The organism is Winogradskyella endarachnes (genome assembly GCF_009741275.1).
GTDB classification, from domain to species: Bacteria; Bacteroidota; Bacteroidia; order Flavobacteriales; family Flavobacteriaceae; genus Winogradskyella; species Winogradskyella endarachnes.
In genome coordinates this window covers 164,952-185,966 of the sequence record NZ_WOWS01000004.1, presented here as the reverse complement: position 1 = coordinate 185,966, position 21,015 = coordinate 164,952, and the positions used below count along the sequence as shown (strand labels likewise).

At 29.2% G+C, this 21,015-nt stretch carries 23 protein-coding genes and 1 tRNA gene; 14 read left to right on the top strand and 10 right to left on the bottom strand.

What is annotated here, in order from left to right:
- Positions 1-71: 71 nt before the first annotated feature.
- Complete coding sequence (locus tag GN138_RS11685; RefSeq protein WP_157364180.1) at positions 72-2,066, bottom strand: DUF3352 domain-containing protein; 1,995 nt, start codon at positions 2,064-2,066, stop codon at positions 72-74.
- 216 nt (positions 2,067-2,282) lie between these two features.
- On the opposite strand from GN138_RS11685, the gene rnpA reads away from it, so the two are divergent.
- The 3 genes from rnpA to GN138_RS11670 all read left to right on the top strand — a co-directional run bounded on the left by rnpA (position 2,283) and on the right by GN138_RS11670 (position 5,225).
- A complete protein-coding gene (gene rnpA, locus GN138_RS11680; RefSeq protein WP_157364179.1) occupies positions 2,283-2,690 on the top strand; it encodes a ribonuclease P protein component in 408 nt (135 codons plus the stop codon).
- Positions 2,690-4,324, top strand: a complete 1,635-nt coding sequence (locus GN138_RS11675) for a S41 family peptidase (protein ID WP_157364178.1) — start codon at positions 2,690-2,692, stop codon at positions 4,322-4,324. Before rnpA ends, GN138_RS11675 begins: the two co-directional genes overlap by 1 nt.
- 64 nt (positions 4,325-4,388) lie before the next feature.
- On the top strand, positions 4,389-5,225 hold the full coding sequence (locus GN138_RS11670; RefSeq protein WP_157364177.1) for an OmpA family protein: 837 nt from the start codon (positions 4,389-4,391) through the stop codon (positions 5,223-5,225).
- 14 nt (positions 5,226-5,239) lie between these two features.
- Here GN138_RS11670 and GN138_RS11665 read toward each other — a convergent pair whose 3' ends face one another.
- Genes GN138_RS11665 through rpiB form a run of 3 tightly spaced genes read right to left on the bottom strand, consistent with a single transcriptional unit; the run spans position 5,240 to position 7,068 of the window.
- Entirely contained in the window at positions 5,240-5,683 is a 444-nt protein-coding gene (locus GN138_RS11665) for a GNAT family N-acetyltransferase (protein WP_157364176.1), read from the bottom strand.
- Positions 5,684-5,685: 2 nt separating this feature from the next.
- Positions 5,686-6,600 carry a cation diffusion facilitator family transporter gene (locus GN138_RS11660; RefSeq protein ID WP_157364175.1) on the bottom strand — a complete coding sequence of 305 codons (915 nt, stop codon included), beginning with the start codon at positions 6,598-6,600 and terminating at the stop codon, positions 5,686-5,688.
- Between the two features lie 33 nt (positions 6,601-6,633).
- On the bottom strand, positions 6,634-7,068 hold the full coding sequence (gene rpiB, locus GN138_RS11655) for a ribose 5-phosphate isomerase B (protein ID WP_157364174.1): 435 nt from the start codon (positions 7,066-7,068) through the stop codon (positions 6,634-6,636).
- A 712-nt stretch (positions 7,069-7,780) separates the two neighbouring features.
- Between rpiB and rnr the strand changes: the two genes are divergently transcribed.
- From rnr to GN138_RS11620, 7 genes are all read left to right on the top strand, one after another.
- Entirely contained in the window at positions 7,781-10,015 is a 2,235-nt protein-coding gene (gene rnr / locus GN138_RS11650; protein WP_157364173.1) for a ribonuclease R, read from the top strand.
- Positions 10,016-10,117: 102 nt separating this feature from the next.
- On the top strand, positions 10,118-10,417 hold the full coding sequence (locus GN138_RS11645) for a YbjQ family protein (protein WP_157364172.1): 300 nt from the start codon (positions 10,118-10,120) through the stop codon (positions 10,415-10,417).
- Between the two features lie 2 nt (positions 10,418-10,419).
- The gene (locus GN138_RS11640) at positions 10,420-10,656 is read left to right on the top strand and encodes a hypothetical protein (protein WP_157364171.1); all 237 of its coding nucleotides are present in this window, start codon (positions 10,420-10,422) and stop codon (positions 10,654-10,656) included.
- Between the two features lie 11 nt (positions 10,657-10,667).
- Positions 10,668-11,339 carry a head GIN domain-containing protein gene (locus GN138_RS11635; RefSeq protein WP_157364170.1) on the top strand — a complete coding sequence of 224 codons (672 nt, stop codon included), beginning with the start codon at positions 10,668-10,670 and terminating at the stop codon, positions 11,337-11,339.
- Positions 11,340-11,383: 44 nt separating this feature from the next.
- Entirely contained in the window at positions 11,384-12,067 is a 684-nt protein-coding gene (locus GN138_RS11630) for a LysE family translocator (protein ID WP_157364169.1), read from the top strand.
- Positions 12,068-12,073: 6 nt separating this feature from the next.
- Positions 12,074-12,466, top strand: coding sequence for an RDD family protein (locus GN138_RS11625; RefSeq protein ID WP_157364168.1), 393 nt, complete (start codon positions 12,074-12,076; stop codon positions 12,464-12,466).
- A gap of 9 nt (positions 12,467-12,475) precedes the next feature.
- Positions 12,476-13,021, top strand: coding sequence for a GldL-related protein (locus tag GN138_RS11620; RefSeq protein WP_157364167.1), 546 nt, complete (start codon positions 12,476-12,478; stop codon positions 13,019-13,021).
- 32 nt (positions 13,022-13,053) lie between these two features.
- Here the strand turns inward: GN138_RS11620 and GN138_RS11615 are convergent.
- The 3 genes from GN138_RS11615 to GN138_RS11605 form a co-directional block, all read right to left on the bottom strand.
- Positions 13,054-13,124, bottom strand: a tRNA-Cys gene (locus GN138_RS11615).
- A gap of 70 nt (positions 13,125-13,194) precedes the next feature.
- Complete coding sequence (gene folB, locus GN138_RS11610) at positions 13,195-13,557, bottom strand: dihydroneopterin aldolase (RefSeq protein ID WP_157364166.1); 363 nt, start codon at positions 13,555-13,557, stop codon at positions 13,195-13,197.
- 117 nt (positions 13,558-13,674) lie between these two features.
- Complete coding sequence (locus GN138_RS11605) at positions 13,675-13,875, bottom strand: zinc ribbon domain-containing protein (RefSeq protein ID WP_157364165.1); 201 nt, start codon at positions 13,873-13,875, stop codon at positions 13,675-13,677.
- A gap of 156 nt (positions 13,876-14,031) precedes the next feature.
- Here GN138_RS11605 and GN138_RS11600 point away from each other — a divergent pair, with 156 nt between their 5' ends.
- Positions 14,032-16,035 carry a glutamine--tRNA ligase/YqeY domain fusion protein gene (locus tag GN138_RS11600; RefSeq protein ID WP_157364164.1) on the top strand — a complete coding sequence of 668 codons (2,004 nt, stop codon included), beginning with the start codon at positions 14,032-14,034 and terminating at the stop codon, positions 16,033-16,035.
- 59 nt (positions 16,036-16,094) lie between these two features.
- On the top strand, positions 16,095-16,310 hold the full coding sequence (locus GN138_RS11595; RefSeq protein ID WP_157364163.1) for a hypothetical protein: 216 nt from the start codon (positions 16,095-16,097) through the stop codon (positions 16,308-16,310).
- 58 nt (positions 16,311-16,368) lie between these two features.
- Here GN138_RS11595 and GN138_RS11590 read toward each other — a convergent pair whose 3' ends face one another.
- Positions 16,369-16,884, bottom strand: coding sequence for a hypothetical protein (locus tag GN138_RS11590; RefSeq protein WP_157364162.1), 516 nt, complete (start codon positions 16,882-16,884; stop codon positions 16,369-16,371).
- Complete coding sequence (locus GN138_RS11585; RefSeq protein ID WP_157364161.1) at positions 16,877-17,809, bottom strand: SPFH domain-containing protein; 933 nt, start codon at positions 17,807-17,809, stop codon at positions 16,877-16,879. The genes GN138_RS11590 and GN138_RS11585 overlap by 8 nt, the downstream gene beginning before the upstream one ends.
- A gap of 96 nt (positions 17,810-17,905) precedes the next feature.
- Here GN138_RS11585 and GN138_RS11580 point away from each other — a divergent pair, with 96 nt between their 5' ends.
- Positions 17,906-18,583, top strand: a complete 678-nt coding sequence (locus GN138_RS11580; RefSeq protein ID WP_157364160.1) for a hypothetical protein — start codon at positions 17,906-17,908, stop codon at positions 18,581-18,583.
- A 67-nt stretch (positions 18,584-18,650) separates the two neighbouring features.
- The gene (locus GN138_RS11575; protein ID WP_157364159.1) at positions 18,651-19,103 is read left to right on the top strand and encodes a nuclear transport factor 2 family protein; all 453 of its coding nucleotides are present in this window, start codon (positions 18,651-18,653) and stop codon (positions 19,101-19,103) included.
- Between the two features lie 14 nt (positions 19,104-19,117).
- Here the strand turns inward: GN138_RS11575 and gltX are convergent, their stop codons facing one another.
- A complete protein-coding gene (gene gltX / locus GN138_RS11570; RefSeq protein ID WP_157364158.1) occupies positions 19,118-20,626 on the bottom strand; it encodes a glutamate--tRNA ligase in 1,509 nt (502 codons plus the stop codon).
- Positions 20,627-21,015: the final 389 nt, after the last annotated feature.

Below are 21,015 nucleotides of genomic sequence, written 5' to 3'. Positions count from 1 at the left end.
AAACAATTTTAAATTAAAAAGAGCGCAACTAATTGTTGCGCTCTTTTTTATGATACCATTTAGATTTTAAACTAAAAACGTTGTTTATAAACAACATCACCTTTGTAATTAAAAACACGCCAAGTTCCGTCTTGGTTATCTCTTTTGTACTTTCCTTTTATTTTTAGTTTTCCGTTACTATAATATTCTATATATTCTCCATGTTTTAGTCCATTTTTAAGTTCTACAGAAAATCTAACTTTACCATTATAATATTTTTTAGTGAACTTCTTAGCGGTTAAATCTGAAGGAAAAATTTCTTTAATATTAAATACTGCTGCTTTATTAATATTATCATCAGTTATTTCAACAGGTTTATTTGAAGAATTTCCTTTTTTTACAATTGGTGAATCTGTAAATTTATATTTAGTTTTTACAGTTTCTGGATCCTCATAGTCAACTACTATTTTTGTTTCAAATAAATCATCTTCTGGCTTTAGTTGAATTCCTATTTGCGAAAAACATATAAAATAATCCTTATTATCTCTCAATTCTTTTTTAGTTGTGGCATCAACAAAATTGTAAGCACTATTGTATAAATTAGGAGAGTTTATATATGCAAAGACTGTAGATCTGCTATCAAAATTATTATCAAAATCTTCAAAGGATTCAAAATTTGCTAAGGTTTCATCATTAATGTAGCTAGTGATTATGCTTTTTAGAGTGTTTGGGTGATTACTAAAAACCACATAATCGTCTATAATTGTAAAATAAGGTTTATCAATTTCCTTAAATAAATCGCCTAGTAAAATTTTAAAAAAGCCTTTAATATCCATAAAATTTATAGAATGACCTTTATAACTAACTTCCTTAAATTTTACCGGACTTTTACGTCTTATCTGTTCTAATATAAACTGCAAATTTTTGTTAGCATCATCACTATCAGTTGCTTTTAAAATTAATGCCACATCTTTTTTAGAGTTAGTAACGGTAGAATGTAATTGTACTAAGGCAATTTCATCATCTATCCAACTTACAAAATGCTTTTTTAAATCTATTTTTAAGAAATTTTCAACTTGTTCTGTACCATCTAAATAGCTTTTAAATTCTTCTGGTTTTTCTTTTAAAACACTTTCAAAATTTCCATAGAATTTTTCAAAACTATCAAATGAAAAACTGAGATAAAAAGCAGTTTGTTTAGGTGCAATTTCTGTAATTTTGCGCGAACTTTTTCCAGAATTTTGAAGCGATTTTAAATACAAACTTGCATCGTCATTAAAATTAGTGATTCCGTTTGCAGAGATTGTATTATCATCTACATTAAAATTAAATCCGCTAAAATTTAAACTATTACTTAATGTTTTGGTAAATGCTCCTGGCTCATTAGAAAACACTTTTAAATAATCTTCTAGATACTTGTATTGTACGTAAAGTCTAAACATATCGCCATATCCAACTTCTTTTTCAACTTCAATATATTCTAAATTTCTTCCTATTTTAGGTTCTAAATATTGATCAATTGATGCTTCAACCAATGTATGAACATAAGACGCAATCATTTGATTTTTTATAAAACTGATATGTAATGTTTCGCGCTCTTTTACATCATAGATTTCTATAATTTCGTGATTGTGATATTTTCGTTTACTTACCTTATAATTACTATTTGTAAACGTATTTAAGTGATCTTTAAGAATATTTAGTTTTGCTATTTTTTGTAGGTCTACCACATAGAAAAAATCGTATTTTTTAGGTTTATAGACGTGTGCAGATACTAAAATTTCCCTATTCCCTATTCTATTAAAAATACTTTTTTCTTTTTTAAAAATAGTATCTATTTTATTTAGACTTTCTGCGAGTTCATTAAAGTAAGAATTGGTATTAAGATGTTTCCATATATCGCTTTTACTAATTTCATCCCAATTATCTATTGGATCTTGAGTTTCAATAATATAAACTGCATCTTCAGGAACCAGATAAATAGATTTTAAATTGTCATTATTATCTATGTAAAAACTATAAAATGAATATAAGCCTAAACTTAATATAAGTAGAGTTATAACAACCAGAGTTTTCTTTTTTGTCATTATACTGCAGTATTAGAGTTAAATTAAATAAATCATTACAACAAAAATAACCGAATAATATTGTAATAAAATTTTAGAAGAAATTTAAACCATTAAATAGCTATTTTCTTAATTTTTAGTACTAAAACTTTAGTATTGACAAGATTTAAACGTACTTTGTTAAATAAAATATGGTATTAAGTTTTTAAAGCTTTATTAAAAGTATAATGTCTCAAAATGTCTTTTAAATATTCTAAAAAAGATAAACTAAAAAGTAAAAAGTTAATAGAGCAACTTTTTACAGAAGGGAAAGCTGTAACTGCCTATCCGCTAAAGCTTATATATCTAAAAACAGATTTTGAAAACGGTTTACAACTAAAAACAGGTGTTTCTGTTAGTAAACGATTACATAAAACAGCAGTTTCTAGAAATAATATAAAACGTTTACTTCGCGAAGCTTATAGACTTAATAAACCCTTGTATTTTAACAATAGTTCTGGCTCTTTTGCGTTTATGATTTTATATTTAAGTAAAGATGGAACAACTTTTGATAAAGTTAACCATAGTATGAAATTGTTGTTTAAAAAATTCTTAGCTAAAAATGAACTATCCATAAAAAAAGCAGATTCTAAAACTATACTCTAATGAAAAGACTTTTACATAAAAAAATACTAATTCCTGCTGTAGCAGTAATTATCTTTTTTAGTACCACAGCATTCAAAAATGATTTCTTCGAAATTGCAAAACAAATAGAAATATTTACAACGCTCTTTAAGGAAATTAACATGAACTATGTGGATGATACTAATCCTGGTGATTTAATGGATACTGCTATAAAAAGCATGTTAGAGGATTTAGATCCATATACACAGTTTTACAACGAGCAAGACGTAGAAGCCTCTAGAATTAATAATGCAGGCGACTATACAGGTATTGGCGCAAAAGTGTTAACGTTAAAAGATAAATTAGTAATTGTAGAACCTTACCAAGGTTATGCAGCTGATAAAGCCGGTTTAAAAGCTGGTGATGAAATTATTAAACTAGACAATGTTACCATTAAAGATTATGAGAATGATGCAGCCAATATTTTACGTGGTGCAGCAGGTACAGAAGTTAATGTGACTTATAAACGCCAAGGAAAAACAAAAACTGTAAAAATTATAAGAGAATCTTTAGAGATAAAAGCAGTGCCTCATTACTCTATGGTAGATGAAAAAACAGGCTATGTGGTTTTAAGAAAATTTAATGATAAAGCTTCTTCAGAAACAATTAAAGCTATAAAAGCGTTAAAAAATCAAGGTGCAACACAATTAATATTAGATTTAAGAGGAAATCCTGGTGGTTTACTACATGAAGCAGTTAATGTTACTAATATTTTTGTTCCTAAAAATCAATTAGTAGTTACTACAAAATCTAAAGTAAAAAAATATAATAAAACCTATCACACACAAAGAGAACCAATTGATACAGAAATTCCGCTAGTAGTTTTAATAGATGGAAGTAGTGCCTCTGCAAGTGAAATTGTGTCTGGTGCATTACAAGATATGGATCGTGCAGTTGTTGTTGGTACAAGAAGTTTTGGTAAAGGTTTAGTACAACGACCAAAACCATTAACCTATGGTACACAAATGAAAATTACAATTTCTAGATATTATACACCTTCTGGTCGTTGTATACAAGCTTTAGATTATTGGAATAGAGACGAAAACGGAAATGCAACAAGAACAAAAGAAGAAAATTATAATGTATTTAAAACTAAAAATGGACGGAATGTTTATGATGGTGGAGGCGTACAACCAGATATAGAAATAGAATTTTCTAAACAAACACCAATTACTAAGGCTATATCTAACGAAAACCTTGTGTTTAACTATGCAACCAAATACTATTACGATAATAAAATAAACGACTTAAAAGAATTTGAATTTTCAGATTCTGATTTTAAAAAATTTAAAAACTATTTAAAAACAAGTGGTTTTAACTTTAAAACTAAAACCGAAATAGCATTAACAAATGCAATAAATGTGGCTAAAGAAGAAGAATTAGACGGTGTTATTAAAACTGAATATACAGACCTAAATAACGCTTTACAATCTTATAAATCTAATGCCATTGACAACAATAAAAAACAATTAAAATCATTACTAACAGACGAAATTATTAAACGTTATTTTTACAGTGAAGGTTTATATTCTTATTATACGGCTAATAATACCGAAATAAAAAAGGCAAAAGAAATTTTAAATAATCCATCACAATACACAAGTATATTAAGATAAACGCTATTTTTTTTCTATATTTAACATCGTAAACATTTTCTGTTAGTAAGAAAATTATTATAAAATGAAGTCCCTAGTTATCCTTTTGTGCTTATGCTTTCAATTATCTTTTTCTCAAGAAGAATTGAAACACGAAGTTTATTTTGAAACCGACCAGCACGATATACCAGAAACAGAACATAGTAGATTATTACTATTTTTAACTAAAATTGAAGATATTGATATCGAAAAAATATCAATTTACGGATTTACAGATGATAGAGGTAGTGATAATTATAATTTAGTATTATCTCAAAACAGAGCAGAATCTATAAAAGAAGTATTTTCTAATAATGAATTTGACGAATCTGTAATTACCAATGTAGATGGTAAAGGCGAAATTTTAGTAAACGTTGTACACGAAGAAAATCTTAATAAAATAAGAGGATTAAATCGTAAAGTTGAAATTATTGTAACACCTGTTTATCCGCCAAAACCAGAAGAAGTAGTACCAGAAAAAAAAGACACCAAAGATATTTTAAAAGGCGAATTAAAAGAAGGCGATAAAATTCTATTAGAAAACTTATTGTTTAGAACAGGTTATAGTTACTTAACTAAAGAGTCTAAAGTTGTATTAGATGGCATTGCAGAAATTTTAGTAGAACGTACTAATGTTTATTTTACCATTGAAGGTCATGTGTGTTGTACAGAAGGAACTAGAGATGCTATTGATCGTAAAACTAAAAAAAGAAACCTTTCTATGGCTCGTGCTAAATACATATACGATTATTTAGTAAAAGCAGGCGTAAAACCTTATAGAATGAAATTTGCTGGTATGCGACGTAAATTTCCGCTTGGTGGTGAACCAGAATTAGATAGACGTGTAGAAATTTTAGTGACTAAAATTTACGAGAAAAAATAAAATCTTATAAAAAACTAAGAACGCAGCATAGCAATATGCGCAATACCATCTTCTAAGTATGCCTCGCCTATTTCTTTAAATTCTAAATTGTTATAAAAACGTTTTAAATACACTTGGGCAGAAATCTTAATTTCGCTTTGGTTATAATATGTTTTAATAGCTTTTATAGAAGCCTTCATAATTTCATAACCGTATTGGTGTTGCCTTTCAGTTTTTAGCACTACTACTCTACCAATACTCGCTTCTTTAAAATAATCACCTGGTTTAAAAATACGTGTATAAGCCACTAACTTGTTATCTTTAAAACCTAAAATATGTAAAGCTTTTTGGTCTTTACCATCAATATCTTGGTAAACACAATCTTGCTCTACTACAAAGACTTCACTACGTAATTGTAATAAACTATATAATTCATCAATAGAAAGTGCCTTAAAATCGCTTATTTTAATTGTTAACATAATTAATCTTGTACAATAATATCTTTGGTATCACTTTTTCCAAATTCTGGTTGAATATTTACATGGTTAATATCGTATTTATTATATATAAAATCTTCAATTTTACTACGTATAACATCAAATTCTGTTAATGAAATATCTTTTTCAAAATCTACATGTGCTTCAAAATGTATCTCTTCTTCATTTAATTGCCAAACATGGACATGATGCACGTTACTAATAGTTTCAAAACTATTAAGCTTTGTTACAATTTCATCTACCGGAATTGAATCTGGTGTAAATAACATAAGAACTTTAGTTGATGCTTTTAATAAAGCAAAACCCATCCAAATTAAATATAAAGCAATTAAAAATGTAAGTACACTATCTATCCACCAAATTTGATAAAACTTCATTAAAAGTCCACCAACTAAAACAGCCACACTTGCCATCATATCTGTTAAGAGATGTAAGTATGCGCTTTTCATATTCATATTAGATTTGGCATTATTCTTTAATAATAATACACTAAAACCATTTCCTATAATAGCCATTACAGATAACCAAATAACCAAATTAGATTCAATCTGTTGTGGATTTTGAAAACGTTTTACTGCTTCAATAATAAGCAGTACAGCAACAATTATTAACGTAGAAGCATTAATAAAAGCAGCCAAAATTTCGGCACGTTTATAACCAAAAGTACGTTTTAAAGACGCTTTTCTTTTGACTAATTTATGAGCAATGTAACTTATAATTAAAGACACTACATCACTAAAATTATGTAAAGCATCACTTAATAAAGCTAAACTACTAGAAAGCAAACCACCAATAACTTGGGCAACAGTGATTGCTATATTAAAAAAAATGGAAATTAATAGATTACGACCATTTAGATCGTGTGCATGCAAATGCGAATGTGAATGAGAGTGACTCATATTTTATCAATTTAAAATTGATAGTTTAGATGTTTAGCAAGACAGCGGTATTTTATCTACTCTATTTTGATGACGACCACCTTCAAAATCAGTATCTAAAAACGTATCTACCATTTTAATAGCTTGAGGAATAGATGTAAAACGCGCAGGTATACAAAGTATATTTGCATTATTATGCAAACGTGTGAGTTCCGTAATTTCACTAGTCCAACAAACACCAGCTCTTACGTGTTGATATTTATTAGCCGTCATTGCAACGCCATTTGCACTACCACAAATTAAAATGCCAAAATCTACTTTGTTAGCTTCTACATCTTTAGCTACAGGATGCACAAAATCTGGATAATCAACACTATCTAAAGTATCAGTTCCATAGTTATTAACAGTATAACCCTTAGCTTCTAAATGTTTTACAATGGCAAATTTATAATCTGGTCCTGCGTGGTCGTTTCCTATTGAAATAGTCATAATATGTAAATTATCTTATTAAACATCAAAGTTAATAATTGCTTATAAGTAAGCATAACTAATACTGCCTTTCTTATTCATAAATTTTAAGTTTGAAACTTATACGCTTCAAAAATTTTTATAATTACTGTTTATAAGTCTAACTAAAAATGATCACTACTTGTTAATAACTGTTTACAAGTATTGAAAATAAAAATTAGGATTATCCACTTATTTTTTCAAACCAAAATACAGATGAGATTACCAAATAAGTTAGTCCTTTTTTAAAATTGAGTTATTAAAGATCATTTGTATTGAAATGAACAGTATTTTATAAAAAACATATCAGTCATTTCTATTAACAACGGTTATTAACAGTTGTTAATAGCTTTTAAAATAACCTTTAAAATGAAGTAGTTATATGTAAACTTAATGTTAACTAAGTATTAAGTAATTCTAATAAGTCACTTCTCAAAATAAAACCTTAAAAAGTTATACCAACTATTAACAACCTATAATAACCACCATTTTATTTTTTAAATTTTAAAAGAAAAAAGATAATATGTATATATATGTTGATAACATCAATTTTTATTTATTTAACGTTCTCTAAACAACTTTAAAAAATTAAAACGTAACTTTGTAGTAAACTTAATAACCTCTCTTCGCCTTATATTAAGTTTTAAATTAGAATTCCTATCACTTATAGGAAATGAATATGATTACAAATTAAATGACAAAAAAGAAAAAAAAGAAGTCTAAAAAAGGGATTTCAAATCTTACAAATACTATTCTGGGTATTTTAAAAAAAGACAGAAACAAAACTTTTAATTATAAACAGATTGCAGCTATACTTGGCGTAAACGATACTAGTAGCCGAAATCAAATTATAAAGAAACTTCATCAACTTAAAGCTAAACAAGAGATAGAAGAAGTAGATCGTGGTAAATTTAAAGCTATTGTAAATACAGAGTATCATACAGGTATTTTAGATTTATCTTCTAAAGGAAATGGTTATATTATTTGCGATGATTTTGAAGAAGATGTATTTATTGCTTCAAACAATATCAACAAAGCTTTAAATGGCGATGAAGTAGAATTTTACGCCTATAAAAGAAGACATAGAGGTAAAAAAGAAGGGGAAATTACCAATATTATTAAACGTGCAAAAACTGAGTATGTTGGTACAATTCAAATTCACGAGAAAAAGAATTTTGCCTTCGTTGTGCCAGATAGTAACAAAATGTACACGGATATTTTTGTACCTATCAATAAAATAAACAAAGCCGAAGATGGCGATAAAGTATTAGTATCGTTAGAAGATTGGCCATCTAAGGCAGATTCACCAAACGGTAAAGTGATAGAAGTACTTGGTAAACCAGGTGAACATGGTACTGAGATTAATTCTATTATGGCAGAGTATGGATTACCTATGGAGTTTCCTCATGAGGTTGAAGCCTATGCTAATAATATAGATTTAGAAATTAAACCAGAAGAAATTGCTAAGCGACGCGATATGCGTAAAGATTTAACCTTTACCATAGATCCTAAAGATGCTAAAGATTTTGATGATGCCTTATCGTTTACAGTTTTAGAAAATGGTTTATACGAAGTTGGAATACATATCGCAGATGTATCGCATTATTTACAACCAGGAACCGTTTTAGATGATGAAGCTTACGAGCGTGCAACCTCTATTTATTTAGTAGATAGAGTAGTACCAATGTTACCAGAAATTTTATCTAATGGAGCCTGTTCTTTGCGTCCACACGAAGAAAAATATACCTTTTCTGCAGTGTTTCAAATGAATGATAAATGCGAAATTAAAAACGAATGGTTTGGTAGAACCGTAACCTATTCTGATGCGCGTTTTGCATACGAAGAAGCACAAGCTATTATAGAAAACAATCCTGGAATGCCAACCAAAGCTGCAATTTTAGATATAGATACTACAATTCCTACCGAAGTTTCATTAACCGGAAAAGCATATAAAACTTCTAATGATATTGCTTTTGCAGTATTAAAAATGAATGAATTAGCGCGTAAAATGCGAAGCGCTCGTATGCGAGATGGTGCTATTTCTTTTGATAAAGTTGAAGTTAAGTTTAATTTAGATGAAGAAGCAAACCCAGTTGGTGTATTCTTTAAAACAAGTAAAGATGCTAATAAATTAATTGAAGAATTTATGTTGTTAGCTAACAGAAAGGTTTCAGAATTTGTTGGTAAACAGAAAAAAACATTTGTTTATAGAGTTCATGATGAGCCAGATGAATCTAAATTAGCACAACTTCAAACCGTTGTAGGTCGTTTTGGACATAAATTAAATTTTAGAGACAAAGGTAGTATTGCTTCTTCCTTAAATAATTTACTAAAAGATGTTGTAGGTAAAAAAGAACAAAATTTAGTAGATACGTTAACTATTAGAACCATGTCTAAAGCAGAATATACCACACATAATATCGGTCATTACGGTTTAGCTTTTGAGTATTACAGTCACTTTACATCACCAATTCGTCGTTATCCAGATGTCATGGCACATCGTTTATTACAACGCTATTTAGATGGCGAAAAATCAGCTAATCAAGAGGTTTATGAAGAGCGTTGTAAACATTCTAGCAACATGGAATATTTAGCAACAAAAGCAGAACGCGATTCTATTAAATACATGCAAATTCGTTTTATGCAAGATCATCAAGACGAAGAATTTTTGGGTGTAATCTCAGGTGTAACAGATTGGGGAATTTATGTAGAAATTATTTCAAATAAATGTGAAGGCATGGTTAGTGTGAGAGATATGAAAGATGACCACTACCAATTTGATCAAGATCAATATGCTATGATTGGTAAAAATTCTGACGTTGTATATCAACTTGGAGATGAAGTAGTTGTTAAAGTTAAAAATACTGATTTAACAAAAAAACACTTAGACTTTTATATGGTAGGTAAACCAGAAGTAGATACTGAATAAGTTTAATTTTAGTTGTTAAGTGTACGTTTTTATCTTCATTCAAAACAAATAGAATTGTAACTTTACAGTATATAAAAAATCTAATAAGAAAATACTCAGAAAATGATACTGACTACAACTAACTCAATAGAAAACCATAAAATAATTGATTATTTAGGTATTGTAACTGGTGTTGCCATGAATAAAGAAGCGTTATCTATGGGTTTTAGTATGTCTAAATATTATACTAAAATACAGAATAGTATAGAAGATGTTAAAGAAGAAGCGTTTCAAACGTTACAAAATAATGCAGCAAAATTAAAGGCAAATGCTGTAGTTGGTATTAAAATAGAAATAGAATTAACTACTAGTAATTATGCAATGGTTTCAGTAACAGGAACAGCAGTAAAAGTTGCCGTTTAATTATGAAAACATCTACAAAAGCAAGTATATATGTATTCTTAATCTTCTTAGTCACTTATTTGATTATTAGATTCGGAATTCAGATGATATTTCAAGATATAAACAGATATGTATTAACAGCGGTTTCGGCATTATTAACGCTATTATTATCACCACAAAGACGTATTGTAAAAAAACGTTCTGGAGACGAAATTCAGCTTAAATGGTTATTTAGTAATAAAGTAATTATCTTAAAATAAATTTTTTAAAAATGAAACAAATAATATCCATATTGTTTATAGTTTTTGGTTTTTATGTAAATGCTCAAGATGCTATAGAAAAAACTATAGGTGAATTTACAACTGTTAAGGTTTTTGATTTAATTCATTTAAAAATGATTCAATCAGATGAAAATAAAGTAGTTATATCTGGTAAAAATAAAAATGATGTTGAAGTTGTTAATAACAACGGAAAGCTTAAAATACGCATGAATCTTGAAGAAAGTTATGATGGTAATGATACTGTTGTACAATTATACTTTACTTCTGTAGATGTTATAGATGCTAATGAAGGGGCTAAAGTGACATTTAAAGGAACACTAAAGCAATACGAAGTTGATTTAAGAACGCAAGAAGGTGCTGAGATTACAATTAATTTAAAGACTACTTACGCTAATATGAGAGCTGTAACTGGTGGTGTAATTAATGTCACTGGTACTTCTAAAAATCAAGATATTTCTATTTATACTGGAGGTGTTTTTAATGGTGAAGAATTTATTACAGAACATACCGAAGTAAGTATTAATGCAGCTGGTGAAGCGTATGTAAATGCATCAGAATTTGTAGAAGTAAGAATAAAGGCTGGTGGTGATGTGTTTATTTATGGTAAGCCAAAAACAATAGATGAAAATACACTGCTTGGTGGTAGAATAAAACGTATGTAAAGTCCACTTAGTTTCTTACATTTGTGTAAAGCTAAATTTTATAGATGTTAGACGATATTTTAGCAGCGATTCCTTTTGGAATTATATTAGCCTTTACTATTGGTCCTGTGTTTTTTGTGTTATTAGAAACAGGTGCAACTAAAGGCTTTACAAGCGCTGTTATATTTGATTTAGGCGTTATTTTTGCTGATATCGTATTTATCTTTGTTATATTTTTTAGTACAGATTCTCTTTTAGATAAAATTAAAGATGACCCAAAACTTCTTGTATTTGGTGGCACTTTATTAGTGGTATATGGTCTTATAAGTTTTATAAAAACTTCCAAATCATTTCGTTCTATAGTTAGAGAACATCATCGAATAGAACTACCTAAAAAGGATTACGGTAAACTTTTTATTAAAGGATTTTTACTCAATTTTATTAATATTGGTGTACTGTTAGGTTGGTTAGGTTTTATAGTTATTGGTACATCTATTACAACTTCAAAAAACGGCGTTACCATTTTTATTACAACTATGTTAATTTCTTATTTCTTAACGGATTTAATAAAAATAGCAGCTGCAAAAAGACTACGTAGTAAACTAACACCAAGGCGTATTTTTAAGACTAAAAAGATTGTGTCTTTAGTGATTTTGATTTTCGGAATTTTTTTATTGGTTCAAGGACTTTTTCCTAAGGTTTATGAGAAAAGTATAGAGCAGATTGAAAAGGTAAATCCTATTAATTAAAACGTTATGGAAAACGTATATGCTGGTTTACAAGATAGAATTAAAGCTGCAGTTGCAGATGGAATTCTATTAATTGTTATAATGTATAGCATTACAGAAATTCTTAAGTTTTTTAATGATGTACCTTCGTTGTTAAGAATGTCTTTATTTATACTATTCTTCTTTTTATACGAGCCTTTAATGGTGTCTATTTTTGGCTTCACTGCAGGACATTATTACTTTGATATTAAAGTAAAAAGAGAGAATAATCATGATAAAAACATAAGTTTTCCATTAGCAGTATTAAGATTTATATTAAAGTTTTTTTTGGGTTGGGTGTCTCTATTAAGTGTTACTGGTACTGATAAAAAGCAAGCTATTCATGATAAGATTGCGAGTTCTGTGGTATTAATAGATTAAATATTTTAAATGCAATATAAAGTTTTAACCTTTCCTTTACGTCTTTCATTAATCATCTTAATTTTTGGAGCGCTATTTAAAATTATGCATTGGCCATATGTAACCCAATTAATGTTAATTGGTGGAGTTTTAATAGGAATTTTATATAGCATTCGTTTTATAAAAAAAGTTTATAAGTCTAAGTTAGATTATATAAAATTAAGTCTAGTTTTAATCTGGGTTTTTAGTTATTTAGTTAAAGTATTTCATTTATTTAATATGCCATATGTATTTGAAATACTATTGGTTACACTATTTATCTACTGGTTTTTTGTAGAAGGTATATATTATTTTAAAAACAGAAAATACAGGAGTAATAAATTGATAAAAGGCATTTATTACGTTTTTATTGTAGTAACATTTGTAACTTTAAGTTGCGGAATTATATTTAAAATTCAACATTGGCCTTATGGTGCAATACTCTTTACACTTGGTATTTTACAATTATGTATGTTGTTGATTTTAGATTATTTTTTAATTGATAGAAGTCAAGAAAATAGAAGAGATAAAAAATAAAAAAGCCTCTAAGAGAACTTAGAAGCTTTTTGAGGTGTCGAGCGGATTCGAACCGCTGTAGATGGTGTTGCAGACCACTGCCTAGCCACTCGGCCACGACACCTTATAATCATCTCAATAGATTTATTGAGAGCGCAAATATAAAAATTATATATGTTTTAGCCTAAATAGGATTACTTTTTTCGCTTCTGACACATTTTTATGGTAACCATCTCAACGTCACCACCTATTGGAGGATTTATTTTACTAACCGCAATTGTTGTTTTGGTAATTAATGAATCTTCTTTAAAAACACGGTCTAAAATACGCTGAGCAACCGTTTCTAAAAGTTTAGAAGGTTTAGCCATTTCTTCACGCACAACTTTGTTTAGAAAAACATAATCTACAGTATCACTTAAGTCATCAGATTTAGATGATTTTTTTAAGTCAGCCTTAACTTCAATATCAACTCTATAATCACTTCCAATAGCTGTTTCTTCTTTTAAACAACCATGATTTGCAAATACACGGATGTTTTCAACTTTTATTATTCCCATGATTCAAAAGTAATATTTCTTAATGAATTTCAGTCGCTTTTCGCAGTTGAAGGGATGTTCTCAGCAAACGTCTGGATTCTTGTCTATAACAGCGAAGCGGACTTTTATCTTTTTATACTAATTCGTAAATAAATCAAAAACATTACTCAATGCACTAGTTTTCGCTTTATAAAATTCTGTATAACTACATTTTTTACAAGTAACAGAGCTAAATTTTTTATTCTGAATATCAAATATTTTAGACCATCGTCCACCAGTGGCTCTCATTTCATCGACTTCATAGGTGGTATTATCACATTTTGGGCAGTTATAATTCATAATTTTCTGTATGTTTTGATTTATACTATCAGTCTAAAAAGATAAATAAATGTTACATTTTGTTTAATTTTACCAACTGGAATAATGATGTTGATATTTAGCGTTATGTATATATGTTTTACTTAGCACTAATAGCCAACAGCTAATACCTTACACATGTCAGAAGAAACAAAATCACTCAATTTTATTGAGCATATTATAGAAGAAGATTTAGCTAATGGTTTAGCAAAAGATAAACTTCGTTTTCGTTTTCCACCAGAACCAAATGGCTATTTACACATTGGTCATACTAAAGCTATTGGAATTAGTTTTGGCTTAGGAGAAAAGTATAACGCACCTGTTAATTTAAGGTTTGATGATACTAATCCTGCAAAAGAAGAACAAGAATATGTAGACGCTATAAAACGTGATATTGCTTGGCTAGGTTATAAATGGGAAAATGAATTGTACTCTTCAGATTACTTTCAGAAGTTATACGATTGGGCCATTTTAATGATAAAGGATGGTAAAGCTTATGTAGATTCTCAATCTTCTGAAGCTATGGCAGAACAAAAAGGAACACCGACACAAGTTGGTACTAATAGTCCTTATAGAGATCGTTCTGTTGAAGAAAATTTAGAATTATTTGAAGGCATGAAAGCCGGAAAATTCTCAGCTGGTACACATGTTTTACGTGCTAAAATAGACATGGAAGATCCAAATATGTTAATGCGAGATCCTATAATGTATCGTATTATGTATGCGCATCACCATAGAACTGGTGATGATTGGTGTATTTACCCAATGTACGATTGGACGCATGGCGAAAGTGATTATATAGAACAAATTTCACATTCATTATGTTCATTAGAATTTAAACCTCACAGAAAACTTTACGATTGGTTTAAAGATAATGTTTATGAATATAGTAAAGAAAACTATCCATTACCACCAAAACAACGCGAATTTGCACGCCTTAATTTAAGCTATACCATTATGAGTAAGCGTAAATTATTACGTTTGGTAGAAGAAGGTGTTGTCTCTGGTTGGGATGATCCACGTATGCCAACAATTTCTGGCTTGCGTCGTCGTGGTTATACACCAAATTCAATCAGAAAATTTATTGAAAAAGTTGGTGTTGCAAAGCGCGAAAACGTCATTGATGTTTCACTTTTAGAATTTTGTATACGAGAAGATTTAAATAAAACAGCAAATAGAGTTATGGCTGTTTTAGATCCCGTAAAAGTGGTAATTACTAATTATCCTAAAGATAAAGAAGAATGGTTAGAAGCCGAAAATAACCAAGAAGATGATTCAGCCGGATTTAGAAAAGTACCATTTTCTAGAGAAATCTATATTGAAAGAGAAGATTTTAAAGAAGAAGCCGGAAATAAATTTTTTAGATTAAAATTAGGAGGTGAGGTAAGATTAAAAAATGCTTACATCATTAAAGCTAATGAGGTTAGAAAAGACCAGAATGGCGATATTCTAGAAATTCAGTGTACCTATGATGAGGATACTTCTAAAAAAATAAAAGGGACGTTGCATTGGGTTTCTGTAAAACATGCTATTATTGCTGAGATTAGAGAATACGATCGTTTGTTTAATGATGAAGCTCCAGATAGTCATGGAGAAAAGGATTTTATGGAATTCTTAAATCCAAATTCTTTAACTGTAAAAACAGGTTATTTAGAACCAAGTTTGGCAGAAGCTAAAGTAGGAGAGCAGTTTCAGTTTCAACGTTTAGGTTATTTTAATGTAGATGATGATTCTACAACAGAGAAATTAGTTTTCAATAAAACGGTTGGTTTAAGAGATAGTTGGGCAAAACAAAAGCCTAATTCTCAAAATAACCAAAATAAACCTAATCCGCAACAGCAAAAGCGTTCTGCGATTAGTGTTATTCAACAATTTGGTAAGAAATACACTAAATTTCCAGAAGAAAAACAATTAAAGGCTAAAGCCGAAATACAAGAGCTTGCAAAAGATGTCTCTTATGATGATTTAGAGCCGTTATTTGGCACTGCAGTAAAAAAAGCAGGCACACGTATCGTTGTTTTAATTGCGTTAAAAGAATTGCTTAAAAATGGCTTAGAAAAAAACGAAGCTATTTCTCAATTTATTGAAAAAGCAAAAGAAGATAAAAATGACATTTTAGTTGCAGAAGCTTCTGATATTTAACAGTTTATTGAGAGCGTTTGTTTCTGTTAATTTGTAACTTATGGTAAACACTATAAATTATGAAAGAATCACAGAAAATATTAACAGAAATTTCAGCAGTAACCAGAGATATTGAAGACAATTACCCAGAGCTTCAAAAACATTTAGATGAAACACGAAGTACATTACCACAAGGTTCAAATGATAGTGCAAATTTAGATACTGCTGATTTAGAAAACTATCTTAACGAGTTAATCTCAATTAGAGATAAGTATAAAGAAGAACATTATTATTAAAATAAGAAAACCTCATAATTACTGATTATGAGGTTTTTTATTTGTGTCAATTTTAAAATTAAATTTTCTCTACCTGAACGGCATCCTCAGGGATTTCAAAACTGGTTTCAAAATTTGGAGCAATCTTATTTGCTAACACTTCATTTTTTAATTGTTTAGCTTCTATAAACCACCAATAGTTATCAACATCATTGTAGATACCAACAAAATGAATTGTAGATTTTACGCGTTGGCCAGACATAATCATTTCTGTATAACTTGTCATTATACAACGCGATTGACCTTGTTCTTTAGTAACTTTAGAAACACTAATAACGTCTGATTTCTCAATTACTAAACCTTGTGCTTTTGCACCTTCCATTGTAGATTTTAAAACTTGTAATGCGGCTTCTTTTCCACCCATCATATCTAGTACAGCAGGTAAAGTATGCTTTACTACAATATCAAAATTCATGTCTAAATTAGCTTTTACTGCAGCTGTAGCATCATTTAATGCACTTTCTTTAGTTTGAGAAAATGCAATTGTACTTACAGTGATTAAAGCTAACAGAACTATTTTTTTTAGTTTATTCATTATCTTTCTTTTTGTTTTTTGCCGCTTTCATAGCTTCTCCAATTTGGTTACTTGCTGTAAAACTAGCCACCATGTCATTTAACATTTGGCTACCAGCTTGTGGAGAATTAGGTAATAATATTAGGTTACTGTTTGTTTCTTGTCCTATAGATTGTAAAGTATCATAGTGTTGCGTCACAACAATAAGAGCTGATGCTTCTTGAGAGTTAATACCAACTCTGTTTAATACATCTACAGATTCTTCTAATCCACGTGCAATTTCACGTCTTTGGTCTGCAATACCTTGTCCTTGTAATCGTTTACTTTCTGCTTCTGCTTTTGCTTTTTCAACAATTAAGATTCTTGCGGCATCACCTTCATATTGAGCAGCAGTTTTTTCACGTTCTGCAGCGTTTATTCGGTTCATTGCAGCTTTTACTTGTGCATCTGGATCTATATCAGTTACTAAGGTTTTAATAATATCAAAACCATATTCTAGCATGGCATCATTTAATTCAGCTTTTACGGCTAATGCAATATCATCTTTCTTTACAAAAACATCATCGAGCTTCATTTTTGGTACTTCTGCTCTTACTACATCAAATACATAACTTGTTATTTGCTCATGCGGATAATCTAGTTTGTAAAAGGCATCATATACTTTTTGACTTAGTACCCGATATTGTACAGAAACTTTAAGACGCACAAATACATCATCTAATGTTTTTGTTTCAACAATTACATCTAATTGCTGAATCTTAAGACTTAATTTTCCTGCTACTTTATCAATTAATGGAATTTTTAACTGTAAACCAGAATGCCGTATACTTTGAAATTTACCAAAACGCTCAATAATTGCAGCAGTTTGCTGTTTTACTACAAAAAAAGAGGATATTAAGATAACAATTGCAAAAAATAGAATTGGAACGAAAATAAATTGACCCATAATATTAGTTTTTAAGATTAGAATTTAGAATGACTAAAAGTAAGTTATTTTAAATAATTTTAACTAGGTTTGTTTAGAACACCTATAATTTTTGTTATGAAAAACTTTAAGTCTATATCATTAGTCGCTATTTGTTTACTATTTGTTACACTAAGTTACGCACAACGTAAAAATTATAAGATTAAAAACGGAATTGGATTACAAGGTGGTATTACCCAATTTGATATTCTTACAGATAATTTTGAAACCAAATCTAATACAGGGTTTATTGGTGGAATGTCGGCTTCGGTAGATATTCCTCATAAGTGGTATAACGTAAGTTATAATATACAATTATCTCAAAATCATATAGATATAAGCGCTTCACCAGTTGGCCTTTTAACTAATGAGTTTGTAGAATACAAAATGTTTACAGCTGATATTTCCTTTTTACTTCATGTAAAATTAATAAGTAACAATTTAACTTTAGATGTTGGACCAATGCTGCAATATAATAGTGAGTTAGAACTTAAGGACAATTCTAAAGAAGGCTACATTTTAACTGGTTATAATAATTTATTGACAGAAGATATTAGAGAAATCTCTAACTTTAATGCTAATGGAGCAATTGGTTTATCATTAGGAGTAAGAAGATTTCAATTACGTGCGCAATATATTTATGGTTTTACCAATATTTTAAGAAAATTAAATGACAAAGATTTTAATCTTATTAATGATGAAAAATTTAAAGGGAATCAATCTTTAATTGCTTTAACGGCTATAATTACCTTATAATTAGTAGTTTATTTCTTATTTTCAGCATTTATTACTATTTTATGACATATTCTATTTAAGTTATTTTATGAATGCAACCAACATCAATGAGATTGAAAAATTTATACTAAACTATTTTAAACTATATTCTGCCAGAGATTTAGGTATTACAGATTTATTTACTGAAGATTTTATTGGTCTAGATGGTATTACCCAAACTATTTATAACAAAGAGAAATGGATTGAGGCTATTAAAAATGATTATAATCAAATTAATTATCCTTTTAAAATTAGTATCATAGAACAAGATGCTAGAGTAGATGACAGCGGACTTATTATTAGTGCAGTTGTATCGTTCTGGGACATTCCTTATTTTAAAGATTTTCCAGAATTTGATAAAATGAGATCAATTTTAGTACTGAAACCAGAAGGAGATTCTTTTAAAATAGCCCATTTAAGCAACTCAATAAGTTTAGTAACTATTAATAAAAAAGAAGTATATCCGTTATCGTTAATAAACCTATTGAGAAGTTTTAAATAATTTTGAAATAGAAATTAAGCGATTAATTGCTCAATACGTTTTACGGTTTCAGCTTTACCAATCATAAACATAATATCAAAAACATCTGGTCCTTGTAAAGCACCAACTAAAGCCAAACGTAAAGGCATCATTACTTTACCAAAACCAATCTCGTTATCAGTAATCCAACCTTTAATGTTAGTTTGAAGGTTTTCAACCGTAAAATCTTCAGTAGCATTAACAAGTTCTATAACCTTTGTCATAATTTCTGCAGTCCCTTCTTTTATGGCTTTTTTAGACGCTTTTTCATCATAAGATGTCGGAGCCGTAAAAAAGAAATGACTTAAATTCCAAAAATCAGAAATAAACGTTGCGCGTTCTTTTATCAAGCCAACACATAAAGCAATGTAATTAATATCAATATCTGCTAATTCTGGTTTAGAAGCTTTAAATTGCTCAGCTAAATCTAAATCTAACTGCTGTTGCATATAATGATGATTAAACCATTTCGTTTTATCTGGATCAAAACGTGCGCCAGCTTTGTTTACTCTCGCTAAATCAAAATCAGTAATCAATTGTTCTAAGCTAAAAATCTCTTGTTCGGTACCAGGATTCCATCCTAAAAAAGCTAAGAAATTTACAACCGCTTCTGGGAAGTAACCATCTTCTTTATAACCTCTAGAAACGGTTCCATCTGCTGCTGTATATTCTAAAGGAAATACAGGGAATCCCATTTTATCACCATCTCGTTTGCTTAGTTTTCCTTTTCCTGTTGGTTTTAAAATCAATGGTAAATGCGCAAATTCTGGTGCTTCCCATCCAAAAGCATCATATAATAATTTATGTAATGCTAAAGATGGTAACCATTCCTCACCACGTATTACATGTGTAATTTCCATTAAATGGTCATCTACAATATTGGCTAAATGATAGGTTGGCATACCATCACTTTTAAACAATATTTTATCGTCTAAAACATTAGTATCAATCTTAATATTTCCACGAATAATATCAGTTAAATGAAGCGTTTCATCTTGAGGCGATTTAAAACGAACCACGTAATGTTCACCAGCATCAATTTTAGCTTTAGTTTCTGCTTCAGTTAACACTAAAGAGTTTACTAAACGTCCTTTTTCGCGGTTATGCCAATTATAGATAAAGGTTTTGCCTTCCGCTTCATGACCTTTTCGTTCGGCATCTAATTGTTCAGCAGTATCAAAAGCATAATAGGCTTTTCCGTTTGCAATTAGTTCATCTGCATATTGCTTGTATAAATCCTTACGTTCACTTTGTCTGTATGGACCAAATTTTTCGTTTTTATCTGGACCTTCGTCAAACGAAATACCACACCAATCTAATGATTTAACAATATATTCTTCAGCACCTTCCACATAACGATTTTGGTCTGTATCTTCAATTCTTAATACAAAATCGCCACCATGTTTTTTGGCAAATAAATAGTTGAATAAAGCAGTTCTTACACCACCAATATGTAAAGGTCCTGTTGGACTTGGTGCAAAACGCACACGTACTTTTTTAGACATAACGGAAAATAGAAATAGTTTGTCATTCTGAATTTATTTCAGAATCTCGCGCAAAGATAAAATTATAGATTTTAAGTAGGAAGAACCAAGTGTGAAGTTTTATTTAAATTAAAGAATCGATTAACTAAACATTAGTTAAAATGCAATAAGCATCAAAAAAAGTCCTTTTTAGCCGAAATTAACACCAAATAAAGCACATATTAACAGAATCTTACCAATTTTACCGAATTTACATTTAAAATAAAATCGTAGTTTAGTCAGTTGATATTAGTAAGTAGTTGTTAGTTGGTAAGTTGTTAGTAAATTGAATACCTAATAATTGGCATCGAAACATTGAATCTTTATTGAATTAAAATTTCATTAAAAGTAAATAATTGTCAATGTATTAG